The organism is Actinacidiphila sp. bgisy167 (assembly GCF_965342175.1).
In the GTDB taxonomy this organism is placed as follows: Bacteria; Actinomycetota; Actinomycetes; order Streptomycetales; family Streptomycetaceae; genus Actinacidiphila.
In genome coordinates, this window is the sequence record NZ_CBDRBL010000080.1 from 16,939 (window position 1) to 32,902 (window position 15,964).

13 protein-coding genes and 1 pseudogene are annotated in these 15,964 nt (G+C 73.1%); 2 read left to right on the forward strand and 12 right to left on the reverse strand.

The annotated features are described in order from the left end of the window. Positions 1-48 precede the first annotated feature (48 nt). From ACRWND_RS24955 to ACRWND_RS25005, 11 genes are all read right to left on the reverse strand, one after another. Positions 49-834, reverse strand: coding sequence for a hypothetical protein (locus ACRWND_RS24955; RefSeq protein WP_431953104.1), 786 nt, complete (start codon positions 832-834; stop codon positions 49-51). 336 nt (positions 835-1,170) lie between these two features. Further along, positions 1,171-1,959, reverse strand: a complete 789-nt coding sequence (locus ACRWND_RS24960) for an extensin (RefSeq protein ID WP_431953106.1) — start codon at positions 1,957-1,959, stop codon at positions 1,171-1,173. Further along, the gene (locus ACRWND_RS24965; protein WP_431953108.1) at positions 1,956-2,915 is read right to left on the reverse strand and encodes an NlpC/P60 family protein; all 960 of its coding nucleotides are present in this window, start codon (positions 2,913-2,915) and stop codon (positions 1,956-1,958) included. Before ACRWND_RS24965 ends, ACRWND_RS24960 begins: the two co-directional genes overlap by 4 nt. Next, on the reverse strand, positions 2,912-3,901 hold the full coding sequence (locus ACRWND_RS24970) for a replication-relaxation family protein (protein WP_431953110.1): 990 nt from the start codon (positions 3,899-3,901) through the stop codon (positions 2,912-2,914). The genes ACRWND_RS24965 and ACRWND_RS24970 overlap by 4 nt, the downstream gene beginning before the upstream one ends. Positions 3,902-4,066: 165 nt before the next feature. Beyond that, positions 4,067-6,454, reverse strand: a complete 2,388-nt coding sequence (locus tag ACRWND_RS24975) for a type IV secretory system conjugative DNA transfer family protein (protein ID WP_431953112.1) — start codon at positions 6,452-6,454, stop codon at positions 4,067-4,069. Further along, positions 6,442-8,262, reverse strand: a complete 1,821-nt coding sequence (locus ACRWND_RS24980; RefSeq protein ID WP_431953132.1) for a VirB4 family type IV secretion system protein — start codon at positions 8,260-8,262, stop codon at positions 6,442-6,444. The genes ACRWND_RS24975 and ACRWND_RS24980 overlap by 13 nt, the downstream gene beginning before the upstream one ends. A 44-nt stretch (positions 8,263-8,306) precedes the next feature. After that, positions 8,307-9,251, reverse strand: coding sequence for a PrgI family protein (locus tag ACRWND_RS24985; RefSeq protein ID WP_431953114.1), 945 nt, complete (start codon positions 9,249-9,251; stop codon positions 8,307-8,309). Positions 9,252-9,257: 6 nt separating this feature from the next. Continuing rightward, positions 9,258-10,832 (reverse strand): hypothetical protein, encoded by a 1,575-nt coding sequence (locus ACRWND_RS24990; RefSeq protein ID WP_431953116.1) that lies wholly within the window; start codon positions 10,830-10,832, stop codon positions 9,258-9,260. Between the two features lie 260 nt (positions 10,833-11,092). Continuing rightward, positions 11,093-11,470, reverse strand: coding sequence for a pilin (locus tag ACRWND_RS24995; RefSeq protein ID WP_431953118.1), 378 nt, complete (start codon positions 11,468-11,470; stop codon positions 11,093-11,095). 367 nt (positions 11,471-11,837) lie between these two features. Further along, a complete protein-coding gene (locus ACRWND_RS25000) occupies positions 11,838-12,611 on the reverse strand; it encodes a hypothetical protein (protein WP_431953120.1) in 774 nt (257 codons plus the stop codon). A 401-nt stretch (positions 12,612-13,012) separates the two neighbouring features. Continuing rightward, positions 13,013-13,495, reverse strand: a complete 483-nt coding sequence (locus ACRWND_RS25005; protein ID WP_431953122.1) for a hypothetical protein — start codon at positions 13,493-13,495, stop codon at positions 13,013-13,015. Positions 13,496-13,946: 451 nt separating this feature from the next. On the opposite strand from ACRWND_RS25005, the gene ACRWND_RS25010 reads away from it, so the two are divergent. Next, entirely contained in the window at positions 13,947-14,615 is a 669-nt protein-coding gene (locus tag ACRWND_RS25010) for a hypothetical protein (protein ID WP_431953124.1), read from the forward strand. Positions 14,616-14,654: 39 nt separating this feature from the next. After that, positions 14,655-15,593, forward strand: coding sequence for a TRM11 family SAM-dependent methyltransferase (locus tag ACRWND_RS25015; protein ID WP_431953126.1), 939 nt, complete (start codon positions 14,655-14,657; stop codon positions 15,591-15,593). 209 nt (positions 15,594-15,802) lie between these two features. Here the strand turns inward: ACRWND_RS25015 and ACRWND_RS25020 are convergent. Further along, a pseudogene (locus tag ACRWND_RS25020) lies at positions 15,803-15,964 on the reverse strand (IS256 family transposase); the annotation flags it as partial.

Here is a 15,964-nt window from a genome sequence, read left to right on the forward strand (position 1 = left end):
CGGGACTCCCGGGGGCCGGTTTGGTTCACTGCAAGAAGCCGGTGTGTGTCAGGCGCCGTTATTCTTCGGCGGGGTGAGCCGGTAGGTGCGGGGTCGGTCGGTGACCTGTTCGGCGATGCCTTGGGAGACGAGTTTGTCGAGGCAGTTGGCGATGGCTCCGGAGGATTTCTCGATAACGCGGCTGATGTGGGTGGCGGTGAACGCTTCGCCGGGGTGGGTGGTGAGGTGGTCGAGGACCAGCTGCCGCAGCGCTCCGGGGGCGAGGCGTTGCTTGCCGCCGGGGAGGGCGATGGGTACCGCCGGTGCCGCGGGCGGCTTCGGCTCTGCCTGTGGTGCGGGTGCGAACTCATCGCCGGAGTGTTCGCTGTCGTTCTGTCCGGCGGCCCCGTCGTCGTCCGGTTCGTTGTCCGCGGGTTCGGCGGGGGATGCCTCAGTCGTCAGGGCGTCCTCCTCCGGGCCGGTTTTTTCGATGGCGGCTTCTGCGGGTTCCGTGCCGGGGTCGGGGGTGTTGTGGTCGGTCGGGTTGCTGGTGTCGCCCGGGGTTGTGGTGCGCCAGCGGTCGGGGATGCGGCCGCCGCTGCTGCTGTAGCCGCCGGGGGTGCGGACGGCGAGTCCGCCTTGTTCGAGGGTGGCGAGGGCCTTGGAGGTAGTGGAGGTGGCCAGGCCGGAGGCGAGGGTGAGCTCGGTGACGGTCACGGTGACGTCGGCGTCGTGGCCGGTGAGGCCGGTGAGCTTGGCGTAGGCGGTGGCGGTCGCACCGGTGAGCCGGGTCGCCGCTTCACGTTCGGGGACGGCGTGCAGCGCGCGGGTGCTGCCGGTGTGCGTGTTGGACATGGGAGCCTCGATTGCGAGACGGAGCGGAGTGGTTGAGGTTCCCCGGCCGGGGTGCGGTCCCGTGTGGGGGCGGGGCCGCGGGTGCTTGCCGGGCGCGTGCGCATCGCGTTGTGTCCCGGGCGAGCGTGGCCATGACGCGGGCGGGGGCGTTCGCCGGTTCCGCGGCGTCGTCGGCCACGACCATGGACGCTCTGCTTGGGGGAGCAAGTCAAGCGGCTCGATCGGTTTCGAATCGGCGCGGTTCACCAGGGGTGTTGTGGCCGACCGGGACCGGCTGCATGCCGATCGGCGCCGTGGCACGGACCGGTTGGCCAGGTTCGGTGCCGCCGGGGGCTGTCAGTCGGTTGCAGGCGGGGTCCGGACGTTGTGCCGGGCGCGGAGCCGATCGTGGATCTGCTGGGCGCGGTGGGGGCCGATCCGCAGTTCGGTACGGAGCTTCCAGATGCTGACGGGTTTGCCGGTCGTGGCGCGGGATGCGTCGTCCAGGCCCACAGCTCGCGGCCACACGTCGCCGTCTGGCTGGCCGACGTCGATCTGCGCGTGCGCGCGGTGGTCGGTTGCGTCACCGGTGCGGGTTTCGTCGGGAACGGTGTCGGCTCCTTCGCGGGCGAGGGCCGGCGGTTGGTCTTGGAGGGCCGGTTCGGGGCCGTGAGCTGGGGGTTCGGTGGGGCCGATCGTGTCGCTGAGCGTGCTGATGGTACGCCGGTAGGCGGCGATCGTCTCGGTGAGAGCGATCAGGAGCAGGGCGGGGGTGAGGTGGAGGAGGACGGCTGCGGGGTCGGCGTGGTGGGGCCAGCCGATCTGCCGGTCGGGCCAGAGACTTTCCCAGGTGTTCATCAGGGCGGCGGTGCTTCCGGCACTCCAGCGCAGGGCGGTGGACCAGGCGGGTGGGCGGATGCCCCAGGAGGCCAGGCGTGCGTCGGCGAACAGAACCCCGGCCAGGGCGGTGGCAAGCATCGGGTCGAGGAGGGCCGCGATCGGCCAGGGAACTCCCCGACTGGTTGCGAATCGGGTGACGTTCACGGTGGTGAAGGCCAGGGCCATGACGCCGACGACACACAGGACGCGGGTCATGGTGCGCAGCAGGACGATGGCTTCGCGCGCGGCGATCTGCTGCTGTCTCATGGGCGATCGCCTCCGCGAGTATGCGCGGCGGTGGGGCGGGTGGCGCCTCGGTAGTCGGGGCCGTGGAGGCGGGCGGGGGCCTGGCGGACGACGGCTCCGGGGCGGGGTGCGTCGATGGCGTGGCCTCGGCCGGTGTAGAGGGCGACGTGGGTGATGGTGCGGGGGCTGGTGCCGTAGAAGAGGAGGTCTCCGGGGGCGAGGGCCGCGCCGCGGGGGAGGCGGGGGCCGGCGTCGTATTGGGTTTGGGCGGTGCGGGGGAGGGTGATGCTGGCGGCGCGATAGGCGGCTTTGGTGAGGCCGGAGCAGTCGAAGCCGCCTTCGGCGGGGCCGTCGCCTCCCCAGACGTACGGGGTGCCGAGCTGGGCGCGGGCGAAGGCGACCGCCCGCCCGGCCGCCAGGGTGGGCGCGGCCGCCGGTGGGAGGGTGGCGGCGTAGCGGTGGGCGGTGGCGAGAACCTGGTCGACGTAGGCCCCGGAGTGGTTGTAGTGCCAGACGGCGCGGCGCAGATTCCGGCCGTGCCGGGCGCCGTTCGCGCACAGCAGCCGGGCGGCGGCGTGGACGGCGTCGACCGGGTCCCACGGGGTGGGCGGGGTCCGTCCGCCGGGCGGGACCGGGTGCGCGTACGCGGCGAACGTGGCCGGGAGGAACTGCATCGGGCCGACGGCCCCGGCGCTGGAAATCATGGTGGGGTGACGGCCGTGGTCGGACTCGACCTTGCCGATGGCCGCGAGCACGGTCCAGGACAGGCCGGGGCATTCGAAGGCTGCACTTTGGTAGAGGGCCAGCATGCGCGGGGGGATGTCGGCGAGCGCTCGTCCGCTGGGGGCGGCCGCCAGGCCGCCTGCACCGGGCAGGACGGCGCCCAGGAGCGCCGCGGCGGTGAGGGCAGCGAAAAGGGGCAGGGCGAGGAGGGCGCAGCCAGCGCCGACGGCGGTCTTGGTGGCGGTCGAGGTCACGGTCCGGCCTGGGATGCGGGCGGCAGCGGTGGGACGGGGAGGGTGAGGGGGGTGTCGGCGTCGGTGGGGTCCAGGCCGGTGGCGGGGGTGAGGCCGGGACGGGCGGCGAGGTGGGCGAGGGCGGTGCGGCGGCTGTCGCCGGGTGGCAGGGGGCTCCACCACGGTCCGAGGGGGTCGGTGGTGGTGTAGTCGGCGGAGGCGGTGGCGATGGTCAGGCCGAGTTCGCGGGCGGTGCCGGCGAGGCGTTGGCGCAGGGTGCGGTCGCGGGAGGCGGTGCGGGTGTGGAGGAGGAGGGCGGGGCGGGTGCCGGTGGCGGCGGTGAAGGCGGCGTAGCCGGCCAGTTTGGCTTCGACGCGGGTGGCGGGTTCGGTGCCGGTGTCGTATTCGAGGAAGAACGGCAGCAGACGGCCGCCGGCGTGGAGGTGGGCGTAGGCGTCGGGGCGGATGATGTCGCCCCAGCGGCGGGCGCAGGAGCGTTCGGACAACCACAACGACAGCCCGGTGCCGGGGGTGGTGCGGGCTTGGGTGGCGAGGCGGGTGAGGAGGTCGTTGACGCCGAGGTCGTGGCCAAGGGTAGGGGAGTAGGCGATGCGGCCGGTGTGGCTGGGGCGCCAGCCGAGCCCGGCCAGGTCGCAGCCGGCGTGGGCGGCCAGCAGCGCAGCGCCGGCGGGGCCGAGGGTGTAGTGCTCGGGGGCGGAGCCAGTGGAGGTGAGGGGGCGGAAGGAGTCCAGGACGGCGTGCTGGTGCAGCGTGCGCAGGCGGCGTTGCGCGGAGCGCAGGGAGGTGAAGGCGAGGGAGGCGATCTGGGGGGTGGTCAGGACGCGGTGTTCGTGGAGCATCCGGGTCAGCCACAGGTCGCGGCCGGTCAGGATACGGCTGAGCGCCGCGATGTCGGTGTGCCGGGCGGCGGGTCGGGGGCGGGTGGTGGCGGCGCGGGCGGTGTAGCGGGAGCCGGGGCCGTGGGCGGGGCGGGGCAGTGCGGACATGAAGGAGGTCACCACCGAAGACGAGAGAGCGTACGGACAGGGCAGGACCAGGCCGGAGCCCTGGCGCGGCGGGAGTTGTCCGGAGCGGGCTCGAAAAGCGCGCGGCGTGACCCGGCGGGTCAAGGCGGGCCGGTCCGACCAAGGGGAGACCGGGGCCGGGGCGGTTCAGCGGGTGGCTGGTCGGGGACCGGTGCGGGCGGCGGCTGCGGCGCGCAGGTCGGCGGCCCGCCCGGGCACCGCGGTGGGGAGGGGACGGGTGGTGAGGGTGAAGGCGGCGGATTCGGCGCCGCCGGTCAGGAGGTGGGCGGCGGCCTGGTAGGGGCCGAGGTGCGCGAGGTCGTGGCCGGCCAGGGTGGGCAGGGTGTGACGTTCGAGGGCGGTGGCGTCTTCGGGGGAGGCGTTGAAGAAGACCTTGTTGCGGGCGTTGGCGGAGATCCCTTCGCGCAGGTCGCGGGGAAGCTGGGCGAGGTGCTGGTGGGCGAGCAGCATCGACAGGCGGTAGCCGCGGGCCTCGGCGAGCATGTCCTCCAGCGGATACGGCAGGGTGAGGAAGTTGTGAGCCTCGTCGATGCTGAGGGTGGCGTCGATCCGGTCGCGTTCGGGGGTACGGGCGCGGGCGGCTGCGGCCTGCCAGGTGCCGGCGACGATGAACGAGCCGAGCAGGCGGGCGGTTTCTTCGCCGAGGGAGCCTTTGGGGAGGCGGGCGAGGAGGATTCCGCCGTCGAGGATCTGGGCGAGGTCGAAGGTGGAGGGGCCGGCGGAGATGGCGCGGCGGGCGAAGTCCCTCAGCAGGAACGCGCGGAGTTTGTTCATGACCGGGCCGATCACGGCCGCCCGGGAGGGTTCGGACATCGACTCGTACCAGGCCCAGAATCCCCGCAGTACGGGGTCTTTGAGGGCGGGGACGATGCGGAGCCGGTAAGAGGGTTCGCCGAGGAGGCGGGGTACGTCGGCGAGGGTGACGAGTTGGCGGGTGCGGTCGCGGTGTTTGAGGAGGGTCAGGCAGGCGGCGCGCATCACGTCGTCGGTGCGCGGTCCCCAGAACGCGGTGAAGATCCGGCGGAAGATGCCGGTGAGGTTGTCGACGACGACGTCGATGTCGGCGCCGTCGAGGACGTTCAGGCAGGGCGGGGTGTGCGGGTCGTCGGGGTCGATGAGGACCAGCCGGTCGGCGCACGTGTCGGGCAGGCGCTGGAGGAGGTCGGTGACGAGGTCGCCTTTGGGGTCGATGACGATGACGCCGCGGTGGTGGCGTACGTCGTCCAGGACGAGGTTGGCGATCAGGGTGGACTTGCCGGAGCCGGTGGCGCCCATGACGTGCAGGTGGTGCCGGGCGTCCGTGACGTGGACCCCGACGCCGCGGCGGGCTCCGGCATCCGAACGGCCCAGCGGCTTGACGCCGTTTCCGGGGGTGGGTTCGGGCACAGTGGGGGGTGGGAGGACGGAGCGGGCGCCGGCGCGGCGCAGGCCGGGGGCGTCCGGGTCGTGGGGGATGTGGGCGAGCGCGGCCAGCTCCGGCACCGACAGCAACGCCGCCCGCACGGGGAACCACCGCTCGTTCAGGAGGGATTCAGGGTGCGGCAGCCGGGTGCGGATGAGGTGGTTGCGGTCGGCGTACAGGCCGAACGCGGAGGCGAGCGCGTGGGCCCGGCCCCGCCCCACATCCACCGCCCGCTCCGCCTTGGGGGAGCAGGTGGCGGCGTAGGCGAGGGAGCACTGCCACTGCGGTCCGACGAGTTTGACGGCGGATTGCCGTACGGCCGCTCCGTGTTCGGGGTCCTGCCGGCTGGTGGCGGCGCCCTGGGGACGGTGGAGGAGCAGGGCTGCCAGGGCGGGGAGCCGGGCGGGCGTGTGCCCGGCCTTCAGGCGCCGGGCCTGGCGGCGGGCGCGGCGCAGCGCCGTGCCGGTGGCGGGGCGGGCGAGGATTTGCACGCACCCGGACTCGGCCTCGCTCATGCCGGTGGCGGCCTGCAGCAGCGCCCGCAACGGGTCTGCGGGGTGGTCGCTGCGCAGCGGCAGCACCGCCGGGCGGGCCGGGCGCAGCCGGCCCGCTGTGCGGAGGTGGCCGGGTGGCAGGAGTGGGGCGGGGGTGGTGATGCGGGTGTGGGCGCCGGGCCAGGCGGCCTCCACCGCCCGCCGTACCAGATCCAGCGGCACACTCCCGGGTACCCATACGGCGATGCGCAGCCCGGTCGGCGACCAGGTGTATTCGAAGCCGAGGTGCGGCTGCCCGGTGGTGATCCTGCGCCACCAGGGCCGCAGCAGCCCGGACAGTTGCGCCCACAGGACTTCCCCACCCCGGGGAGCGACGACCGGCGGGGCGAGGATTTCGACCAGGCGGGCGCCGTGGGCCAGGCGTTGTTGCTGCCACCGGTGCAGCAGACGCCGCCCGACCAGGCCGCCGACGGCGACCACTGCGGTGCAGGGGCCGAGGACGGGTGCGTGCGCGCCGAGCCAGGCCAGAGCCGCTCTGCTGGTGGTAGTCCAGAAGCTGCCGGGGTCGGTGAGGAACTCCTCCAGCGGCCCGCCCCGGTGGCCGGTCACGCTCCCCACGTCGCCTCCTCCTCGTCGCCAACGCCGTCGAGTTCGTCGGTGTCGAGTTCGTCGGTGTGGGGGGTGCGGGTAGCGAGTTCGCCCGGGTCGGTGGTGACGACCTCGTGTTCGCCGGGGGCGGCGATGCTCATGAAGGCGACCTTGTGGCGGCGGTCCCCGGTCAGCAGCAGGGCTTCGCCGCGGGTCGCGGTCAGCAGGAACTCCCGCTCGCCGTGGCAGAGGTGGAAATTCTCGGTGATGGTGTCGATGGCCTGCGGGGCCTGCCGCAGCAGGACCTGGGTGGCGGCGTTGGAGACGATCGCCCGCCCCAGCGGGGAGGCGAGGACGTCGTCGGCGTCCTGGGTGATCACGGCCAGCCCCGTCCAGTACTTCCGTGCGGCCTTGGCCATCCGGAACAGGAACCCGGCACCAGCCCCGTCGCGCATCAGCAGCCACGCCTCGTCGACCACGACCAGATGCCGCCCCTGCCCCGAGGGGTGGGAGGTAGCCTGGCGCCAGATCGCGTCCAGCGCGAGCAGCATCGCCGGCGCTTTCACCTCCTCGGGCAACCGGCGCAACGCGAACACCACCAGATGGCCCGCGGTATCGGTGGTGCTCGGCCCGTTGAACAAGGCGGCGTGGGAGCCGCTGACATACGGGGTGAGCCGCTCGGCCAGCCCCGCACCCGAGCCGCCCTCGTCCTCGGCCTCGGCCAGCACGGTCGCGAGGTCGCCGAGCGTCGGCGGGATGCGGCGCCAGGTCCGCGGGTCGGCGGTGATCCCCGCCCGCTCGTAGACGGTGAGGACCGCCCGGTCCAGCACGGCCTTCTCCCCGGCGGACGGCTCTTCACCGAGCAGCACCGCCAGGAAGGTGTGCAGGAACAGCACGCGCCGCGTCAGCACATCCTCGTCGGTGTCGGTCGTGTGCGGGAGGTCGAAGGGGTTGAGGCGGACACCGTCGGCGCCGAGCGCGAGGACGGTGCCGCCGACCAGGCCGGCCAGGCGGACGTATTCGTCTTCCGGGTCGATGACCGAGGCGGTGACGCCGGTGAACAGCAGCCGCAGCAGTTCTTGTTTGGCCAGGTAGGACTTGCCGGCCCCGGAGCGGGCCAGTGTGATCGAGTTGTAGTTGTCCTGCGCGAACCGGTCCCACACCACCGGCGCCCCCGAGACGGTGTTCAGCCCGTACAGCACCCCGCACACGCCGCCGTCGTCTGCGCTGGCCAGGGGCAGGTCGGGGCTGGTGAACGGGAAGCACGTGGCGAGCGCGGCGGTGTCGAAGGTGCGCCGAACCCGCAGGGTGTCGATGCCCAGCGGCAGGGTGGCGAGCCAGCCGGGCAGGGCCCGGTAGGTGGTGGGGGACACCGTCATCAGCAGCGACTCGGCGACCGCCTGCACAGCTGCGGCTTCTTCGGCAAGGGCGTCCTCGTCGCTCGCATGCACGGTCAGATACAGCGCGACGTGGAAGAGTTTCCCCTCGCCGCGGGCGATGCGATAGGCGAGGTCGGCGGCGTCCGCGGCGGCGGCCTCCATCTCGGGGTCGTCCAGGCGGCCCTTGTCGAAACCGGCGCGCCGCCCGGATTCCAGGCGGGCGCGCTGCTTCTTCAGCCCAGCGGCGGCCACCGGGCTGGGGACGGGCTCGATGTGCAGAGCGACGTCGAGGTGGCCCGGGTAGTCCAGCAGCGGCGCGAGCCACCCGGCGGTGACCTCGGCCGGGTAGCCGGTGACGACCAGCGTGGTGGCCAACTGCCCGCCGACCCCGATGGCGCGGGCGCGGACGTCGACCGACTCAGGCCCCGCCACGTCCAGCAGCTCTGCGCCGTCCACCATGAGCGCGGCGTTGCTGGGGTGGCGGGTGGTGAAGGGCAGCGGGTTCACGACGGTTCGCCTCCAGCGGTGACGGCGGGTGGGGTGAGGGTGTCGGGGTTGCAGGCGGCGGTGATCAGCTGCGCGGCCTGCTCGCCGTCCAGCGGGGTGACGGCGAGCTCGGCCCCGGCCAGGGTGCGGGCGGCCTCGTCGATCCGCTGCACCACCCGCCCCTGACTGCCTCTGCGGCCGTGGGCAACCGGGTACTCGCGGGCGACGAGCACGATCTGCCGGCCGATCAGCGCCCCGGTGGCGGCGAGATCGGCGAGGAAGACGGCATGGGCCCGCGCGGCCTGCTCCAGCGCCGGGTGCGGCAACCCCGCCGCATCCTGCTGCAGCCCTTCGGCGAGCGGAGCGAGGTCGATGCGGTGGCAGCGCACCAGCACCTGGGCAGGCCCGGTCAGCGAGTTCAGCCACCGCGCGAACCCCGCGGTCAGGGCCTGCTGTTCGCCGGGCGACCGCAACTCGAAATTCACCGTCGAGCACGTCGCCAACGCCGCAGTGCCCGCCCCGCGCAGATCCAGCACCCCGCCCGGGCTGATCCCCGCATACGGCATGTCCATGGCAGTCGGCTGCGGGCCTGCGGTCTTCGCCCAACGAGCGGGGACGATCTCGGGCAGCGGCGGAACGCCGTTTGGGGCGTGGACGCGCCGCCCGCGTGTGCGCGCGTGGGCCAGGGCGGCGAGCGCGAAGCGGTCCAGGCCGACGCCCTCCCTGCGCCCGAGGACCAGAGCGGCGACCGCACCCGCGATCGGCACCACCAGGGCCGCGAACCCCAGCGGCGCCAGGAACGGGCGCGTGGCCCACCACACCCCGTACAGCACGGCTGCGGCGGTGGCGAGCAGCGTGCACTGCCGGGCGGTGAACGGCCCCAGCAGCCGGTCCGGGCGGGAGATATCGGCCGGGATACGGGTCGCGTAGAGGGTGTTGACGGTCTCGTCGGACGGGTCCATGAAGGGTTACCTCCGGGGTGGTTCGAGGGGCAGTCGCAGCTGCATTGGGCGCGGTGGCCGGATGCGGACCCGGCGCGTCGGAATCGGAAGAGCCAACTGCCGCCCCCGCGGCTTCTGCCCCGCACCGCCCACTGCCGGTGCTGGTCCGGCGGACGTGGCGCGGGACCTGGACCTCGTGGTGCGGGCGGGGACGCGTTCGGCGGGGATCGGCAGCCACAACTGCGTCGCCCGACCCGGCCGCGCCGGGGTGCGTCGGACTCCGATGGGCAGGGCCAGCTGTTGGGCACGGCGGGCCCGAGCGGGATGGATCACGGCACGAGGACCTCTCGACGAACCGGCAGCAGCGGGCGCGGCCCCGCCCCGGCCGGGAGACGGGCCGGCCGGACGGCTCGCGGCCCCCGGGCGTCCGCCCACGCGGGCGAGGACGGCACGGCCGCGGGCCAGCAACGCCCGCCCCCTGCCCCGCACACCCCCACCCAGCCCCCGCCCGGGTCCGCCCCCAGGCGGGCGGCGACCGCCGCCCCCGCCGAGCGGTCCGCCCCGGCCCAGCAGCCCCGAACCCCCACCGCCCGGGCCGCGGCCGCCGCGTAGTCGGCGCATGCCGGGCATGTAGCGGTCCATCAGCCGGTACATCGCCAGCTGCTTCAGCATCCGGGGAGCGTGCGGGTTGTGCATCGGCGTGCCGCGCAGCACGAGTTGCAGCGTCCAGCCGGGGATCTTGAACAGCACCCAGAACAAGGCGACCCCGGCCAGCAGCGTCCCCAACTGGCCTGCCTTCGGCACACCCAGCAGCGTTGCGCCGGGCGCGAAGTACAGCTTCAACCCCAGCACGAACGTCATCGACTGCGCGATCTGGATGGCCAGGCACCCGCCCAGCGCACGCCACCACAGCCGGGCCACCGGATCGGTGAGCGGATGCGCATGGCACGCCAGCATCAGCGGAGCGGCCACCGCCAGCAGCGCCATCACCGCGGCCCGCACCAGGAACCCGATCAGCACCGCTACGATCAGGCAGACCATCACCGTGGCCAGGACCACCAGATACAGTTTCAGCCCGGACACGCCAAACAACGCGAACGGTAGGACCTGCTCGACCATGCCCTTGCCCGCGTCCTGCATACCGGTGGCCATGACCGCGTGAGCAAGAGCGTTGGACAAGTTGATCGCCTTGCCCATCACCGTCAGCGAGCCGGCGGAGGCGACCATGCCGAACAGCAGACGGGGCGCGATCTGTTGCAGTGCGTAGCGGGTCTGGACGGTCTCGTATCCCATGACCGTGATGCCGCCCGCGGTCACGAAGAGCACGTAGACCCCGGCGGTAAGGCCCAGCATCGCCGTCCACAGCCGTTTGATGTCGGCCTGCTGCGTGACGTCCGGGGTGGCCAGCAGAGTGTCGGCGAGGAACTCCCGCACCGGCTTCATGACCTGCTCCAGCAGTGTGCCGAGGAACGACGTGATCGCGTTCACGACCATCCCGGGAAGGTCGAAGAACCCCACACCGTTGTCGGTGGTGGTGCAGTCGCCCGAATCGCCGTCCGCCTCGCACGCCGGCGGCATCAACCCCGGCGACGGTTCCCGCACCGGCGGACGCTCCCGTTCGTGCACCGGGCGGTCCGGGATTGGAGACGGGCCGGGGCTCGGATGCGGCCTCGGACCCGAATCCGAACCCGCAGACGGCCGGGCGGTGGGGCCCGGGCCGGGCCTTGGCTGCGGTGTGGGCTCGGGGGGATCCGGCGCCGCAGGCGCGAATGCCGTCCCGCCCGCCGCATACGCGACCGGCGCCGATACGATCACCGGCGCCACCGCGAGGACGGCCAGCAGCACCAGCGCGCCGGGGCGGATCACCGGCCGCCCCTGCCGCCGGTGCCGACGATGCCCTGGAGCACTGTGACGACCACCGGGGCGAGGACGGCCAGACCGTAACCGATTGCCGCGGCCTTCAACGCCCGCTTGGCCGCCTCCACCTCCCCGGGATCGCCCCCGGCCATCAGATAGCGCAGCCCGCCGAAGGTCAGGAACAACGTGGCCAGCCCGGCCAGCAGGCCGACCACGTAGTTCCGCAGATTCGCGATCACGGTCGGGATGTCCGCTACCGCCCATCCGGCCGGCGGACCCGAAAACAGCACACAGCCCGCGAGGGCGGCGGTGAAGCCGATCCGGACCACCCATCGGGCGGCTCCGACCGGCGGCCGCCGCGAGCGGCGAAGTCGGGCGAGCATGACGGCGACCTCCAACAGCAGAAACCAACAGGGGGCATGAAGGGAGCAGCAGGCGGCGCGTCGCGCGCCGGCCGTCGCGGCATCGGCATATCCGGGGGTGGGGGTGAGCACGGGATCCCTCGGCCCGGGGCCGGCCTCCTCGATCGGCGACGGGAACACAAGGGAGGACTCTGGTGTCAGCACGAGACGGACGTGCTCACCCCCACCCAGCGCGGCAGCTCCCCGGCAACGGGCCGGAGGGTCCGCCGGAGTAGTCGCCTCCCGGGTACGTGGCCCGGATCCAGGAGGCGACCGCTCACCCGCTATAGGCATCCGAAAACCGGGAATTGACATCCGTTCACCCGAACGGACGCGAAAACCCGCAGGCTCAGGCGCTACGCATCCGACCGGTCAGGTAGGCAGCCAGGTGCTGCTCGGCCGCGGTGCGGTGCCGGTACAGCTGGCGCAGACTCACCCCGCGCTCATCGGCCAAGCGCTGCATGGGCTCGCCCTCCAGCCGGGTGCGGGCGATCAACCGGGCTTCGGCGACGTTCACGGCATGGGCCTGCACCGCGCGCGCCAGGACCGCGTACTCGTCCTCATCCCGAGCGCTGCTCGGGTCGGGGCAGCCGGCCGGCAACAGACCCAGCGCGATCCGGCTCTGGTGCCTGGCCTGGACCCGCGCAGTACGCAGGGTGCGCTGCACCGCCCGGTTGGCCGCGGCGAACAGCTCGCGGTCCACGACCTGCCGGCCCACGTCCACGGTCTGCACCGCAACCGCCACCGCGGCCAGCGCCTCCTGCTCCAGCTCCGCCCACTCCAGATGAACCGGGCGAACCTGCCGTGCCAGCATCCGCCGCAGCACCGGCACACTCAACCCGACGGCCACCGTGCCCCACGGCTCACCCAGCCGCTGCGCCCGACGGACCACCTCCTGCCAGGTCCGGGCCCGCTGCTCGCGGGAGGTGGCCGGATGCGCGAGGCGGGCGCGGACCTGGTCCACCGGCAGCACGTCCTGCTCCGGCTCCGCGCACACCAGATGCGCGGGCAGCGTCAACGGGTCCTCGGCGCTGGCGAGCGCGAGGAACGACTCCTCCAGCAACATCAGCGGAGAACTGGCATCGACGCGGGCGGGGCGACCGGTGGTGGGTGAGGGGAACATGGCGGCTCCTTGCCAGAAGAGGCGGACAACGTCTGCCGCCACCTCTGTCACCGGCCGGCGCCACCCCCGGGCCGACCCCGCGTCACACCTGCCCGACCCCCGGACCGAACCCGGCCCACTGGCTCGCCCCGTACGACGGCCCCCGACCGGCCCACCCCCAACCACCGGCAGCCCCGCACCCGACCAGGCTGCGGTATTCGCACACGAAGAAAACGTGAAGATCCGTGACCGGGTCCTGGCCTTGCCCTTCGCACGGGGGCGCCTGACTGGGAGCATTCAACACGGACGCGGAGCGCGGCCCGCCACCGGGGACATCCACCCCCATACCGCACGGCGGCCAAACAGAGGCGTATGCCATGCGGCTACCGCCGCCCCTCCCACGACGGCCGGCATTCAGCGCTTCATCGGCCCGTACGGGTGCAGGTGAGCACGGTCGGCGGGATTCCCAGCACGTCGAGTCGGGACAGGAGCTGTTCCTCCTGTTCTTGTGTGACAGCGATCCACAGCGAGCTGCCCGAGTCGCTGGCGCTGAAGATCTGTTGATCACCCCGCCACCCTTCGGCGTGAATCGTGTAGGGGAGTAGGTCTGACAGGACACTGAACTGCGCGTCGTCACGGACATCGATGTCGATCCCCATCCCGGGATCGGCGCGCCGAGAGCGCGTGCCCCGTGTCACCGCCTCCCGGGCCAGGACCAGCGCGCGCTCGTACGAGCGCAGTACAGCAGGCGGCCAGGCGCCGTCGCAGTACGCGTCGAGGTGCGCCGCATTGATGCCGTCACGCAGTACACGCAGCGCCTCGCGATGAACGAGCACGCCGTCCGCAGGGCTCAACCCGTCCGTGAGGACGAGTTCGCGGACGCGTCTGCTGCTGTTATTGATCACAGCCGCGACCCTCCCACACACAGCACGTTCCATGCAGCGGACCCCGTAACGCGATCACCACCAGAGGCGGCCGGGCACTGCAGAGAACCCCCGGGCGCCCGGCCGTGGCCTGCAGGTGGCCCGGCAGTGGCCCGCCCTCGTTCCGGCGGCGGCCCAGTCTCCTTGCGACCGCGCAGCCACCCGGTCGGCCGACACCGACCAGCCGTTGAGGCGACGCTTCACGGGCGGTGCGCAGGTGGCTCGCAGGTGGTCCGGTACCGGCTCGCATACCCCGTGGCCTGCGCAAACCGCGCGACATCCCCGCCGACTACAGCAGACCACGCTCTTGCCCCACGCTGCCGGCGGGCAGAAAATCCGCGGCCAGGATGTCAATTCCGACGCCCTGGATGCCTATAGGGCACGTCAGCACCAGACGGACCCGGATTCCTCGACCCGGGCGCCGACGTCGTTCATGCCCACCACGCCCTCACCCGCCCACCGCCCCGCCCGCCCCGGGCACAGTGCCCTGCCGGCCACGGTCTGGCTGCCCGGCCCCGGGCAGGCGGATATCTGCGTCCTTGCTCCTGGCCGCGTTCTGCCGGGCTGGGCGCTGGAGAAGATCCGTACCGACTTCGCCCGCCGCCCCGGCCACCCGCCCGCGCCCCTGTGGCGGCTGAGCATCACCGATACCGGGCTCGGCATGGACGCCCGCACCCCCTGCCACATCGAACACGCTCCCGGACCGGCGGCGGAGCGTGCCAGCGGCGGCCCCGTGGTGCTGCTGGCCGAACTCCACCCCGACGCCCTCCCCGCGACCCCGCTACCCCCGACCGGCGGGGAGATGCCGGGCGCGGTGGACGGCGGCTGGCCCGGCTTCTTCCACCGCGCCCACCGCCTCCTGCCCGACGGCGGACTGCTCCTGCTCGCCACACGGCAACGCCGCCAGGCCGGGGTCCTCACCGACCCGCTCGGCTGGCTGATCGCCGCCTCCCGCACCGCCGGCTTCCGCTACCTGCAGCACATCGTCATCGCCCACGTCCGCGCCGTCGACGACCGCCTCGAACCCGCCCCGCCCCCGGGCGCCGACCACGGGGTCGTGCACAGCGACCTGATCGCCCTGACCGCGATCCACCACCCCTGACCCACCCGCCTCTGCCCGATCCCGTCGAGGAGACCCCTGGTGTCCTGTTCTGACTCGGTGTGGAACACCGCCCCTACCTCCGCCCCCGCCCAGCGCAAGGGCCGCTACGTCCCCGGCACGGCCGCTCACCCGGCCAAGATGCTCCCCGGCATCGCCACCCACGCCATCACCACCTACACCCGCCCCGGCGACCTGGTCCTGGATCCGATGTGCGGCATCGGCACCACCCTCGTCGAAGCCGTCCACCACGGCCGCCACGCCCTCGGCGTCGAATACGAACCCGCCTGGGCCCGCCTGGCCGAAGGCAACCTGCGCCACGCCGACACCCACGGCGCCCCCGGCACGGGCACCGTCTACACCGGCGACGCCCGCCGCCTGATCGAACTCGTCCCGGGCATGTTCCACGGCACGGTGGACCTGGTCGTCACTTCACCCCCGTACGGGTCGAGCGTGCACGGCCAGGTCCGCTCCAGTCGGGAGACCGGCGAACCCGGCGTGGTCAAGAAGGACTTCCGCTACAGCCGCGACCCCGCCAACCTCGCCCACGTCTCCACCGACCGCCTCCTTCAGGGCTTCACCCAGATCCTGGCCCAGTGCCGCATCCTGCTCCGTCCTGGCGGCCACGTCGTGGTCACCACCCGCCCATGGCGGGAACGCGGCGAACTCATCGACCTGCCCTCCGCCGTCCTGGCCGCAGGCCACACCGCCGGCCTGATCCCCACCGAACGCTGCGTCGCCCTCCTGGCCGGCATCCGCGACGGCCGACTCGTCACCCGCCCCTCCTTCTTCCAGATGAAGAACGTCCGCGACGCCCGCCGCCAAGGCATCCCCCTCGCCGTCGTGCAACACGAAGACGTGATCGTCTTCACCGCACGCCCGACGCTCGGACCAACCCGACAGCACCCCGAAGCGGCAGCCAGCGCACCGGCTTCCCCAGCGTCCCGGCCCGACCACCGCGCCCGGGGGACGGGCCGATGAACCGCCCGGGGAAGCGGCGTGCGGGGGCCCGGCCCGACCCCGACGACCCCGAGCCCGGTCCCGCCCGACCACTCGGGTCGGCCACCGACCGCTCCGCCCCGGCCACCGACACGACAACCTTGGGCGGCTCCATGTCGTCGGCGGGGAGTATCACGAAAGTGGTGTTCACCACTCGGTTGGCGTAGAGGTTTCTCGGGGGTCTGGTTGGCTCACGCTCGTTCGGCGGAGAGGCGGCCGTCGAAGGCGATGTCGAACGCGTTCATCGCCTCCTTCCAGCGGCTGGTCCACCGCTTGCGCCCCTTTCCGGTGGGGTCGAGGGCGAGCGTGGTGAGGTAGAGCCGCTTGAGAGCGGCGGTCTTCCGGATCGGGGT

Bases quoted from the DNA above. Each gene is read 5' to 3' on its own strand.
- ACRWND_RS24980 (WP_431953132.1), bottom strand. From the start codon at position 8,262: ATGGTGGACGGCGCAGAGCTGCTGGACGTGGCGGGGCCTGAGTCGGTC.
- ACRWND_RS24985 (WP_431953114.1), bottom strand. From the start codon at position 9,251: ATGGACCCGTCCGACGAGACCGTCAACACCCTCTACGCGACCCGTATC.
- ACRWND_RS24955 (WP_431953104.1), bottom strand. From the start codon at position 834: ATGTCCAACACGCACACCGGCAGCACCCGCGCGCTGCACGCCGTCCCC.
- ACRWND_RS24995 (WP_431953118.1), bottom strand. From the start codon at position 11,470: ATGCTCGCCCGACTTCGCCGCTCGCGGCGGCCGCCGGTCGGAGCCGCC.
- ACRWND_RS25010 (WP_431953124.1), top strand. From the start codon at position 13,947: ATGCCCACCACGCCCTCACCCGCCCACCGCCCCGCCCGCCCCGGGCAC.
- ACRWND_RS24970 (WP_431953110.1), bottom strand. From the start codon at position 3,901: ATGTCCGCACTGCCCCGCCCCGCCCACGGCCCCGGCTCCCGCTACACC.
- ACRWND_RS25000 (WP_431953120.1), bottom strand. From the start codon at position 12,611: ATGTTCCCCTCACCCACCACCGGTCGCCCCGCCCGCGTCGATGCCAGT.
- ACRWND_RS24960 (WP_431953106.1), bottom strand. From the start codon at position 1,959: ATGAGACAGCAGCAGATCGCCGCGCGCGAAGCCATCGTCCTGCTGCGC.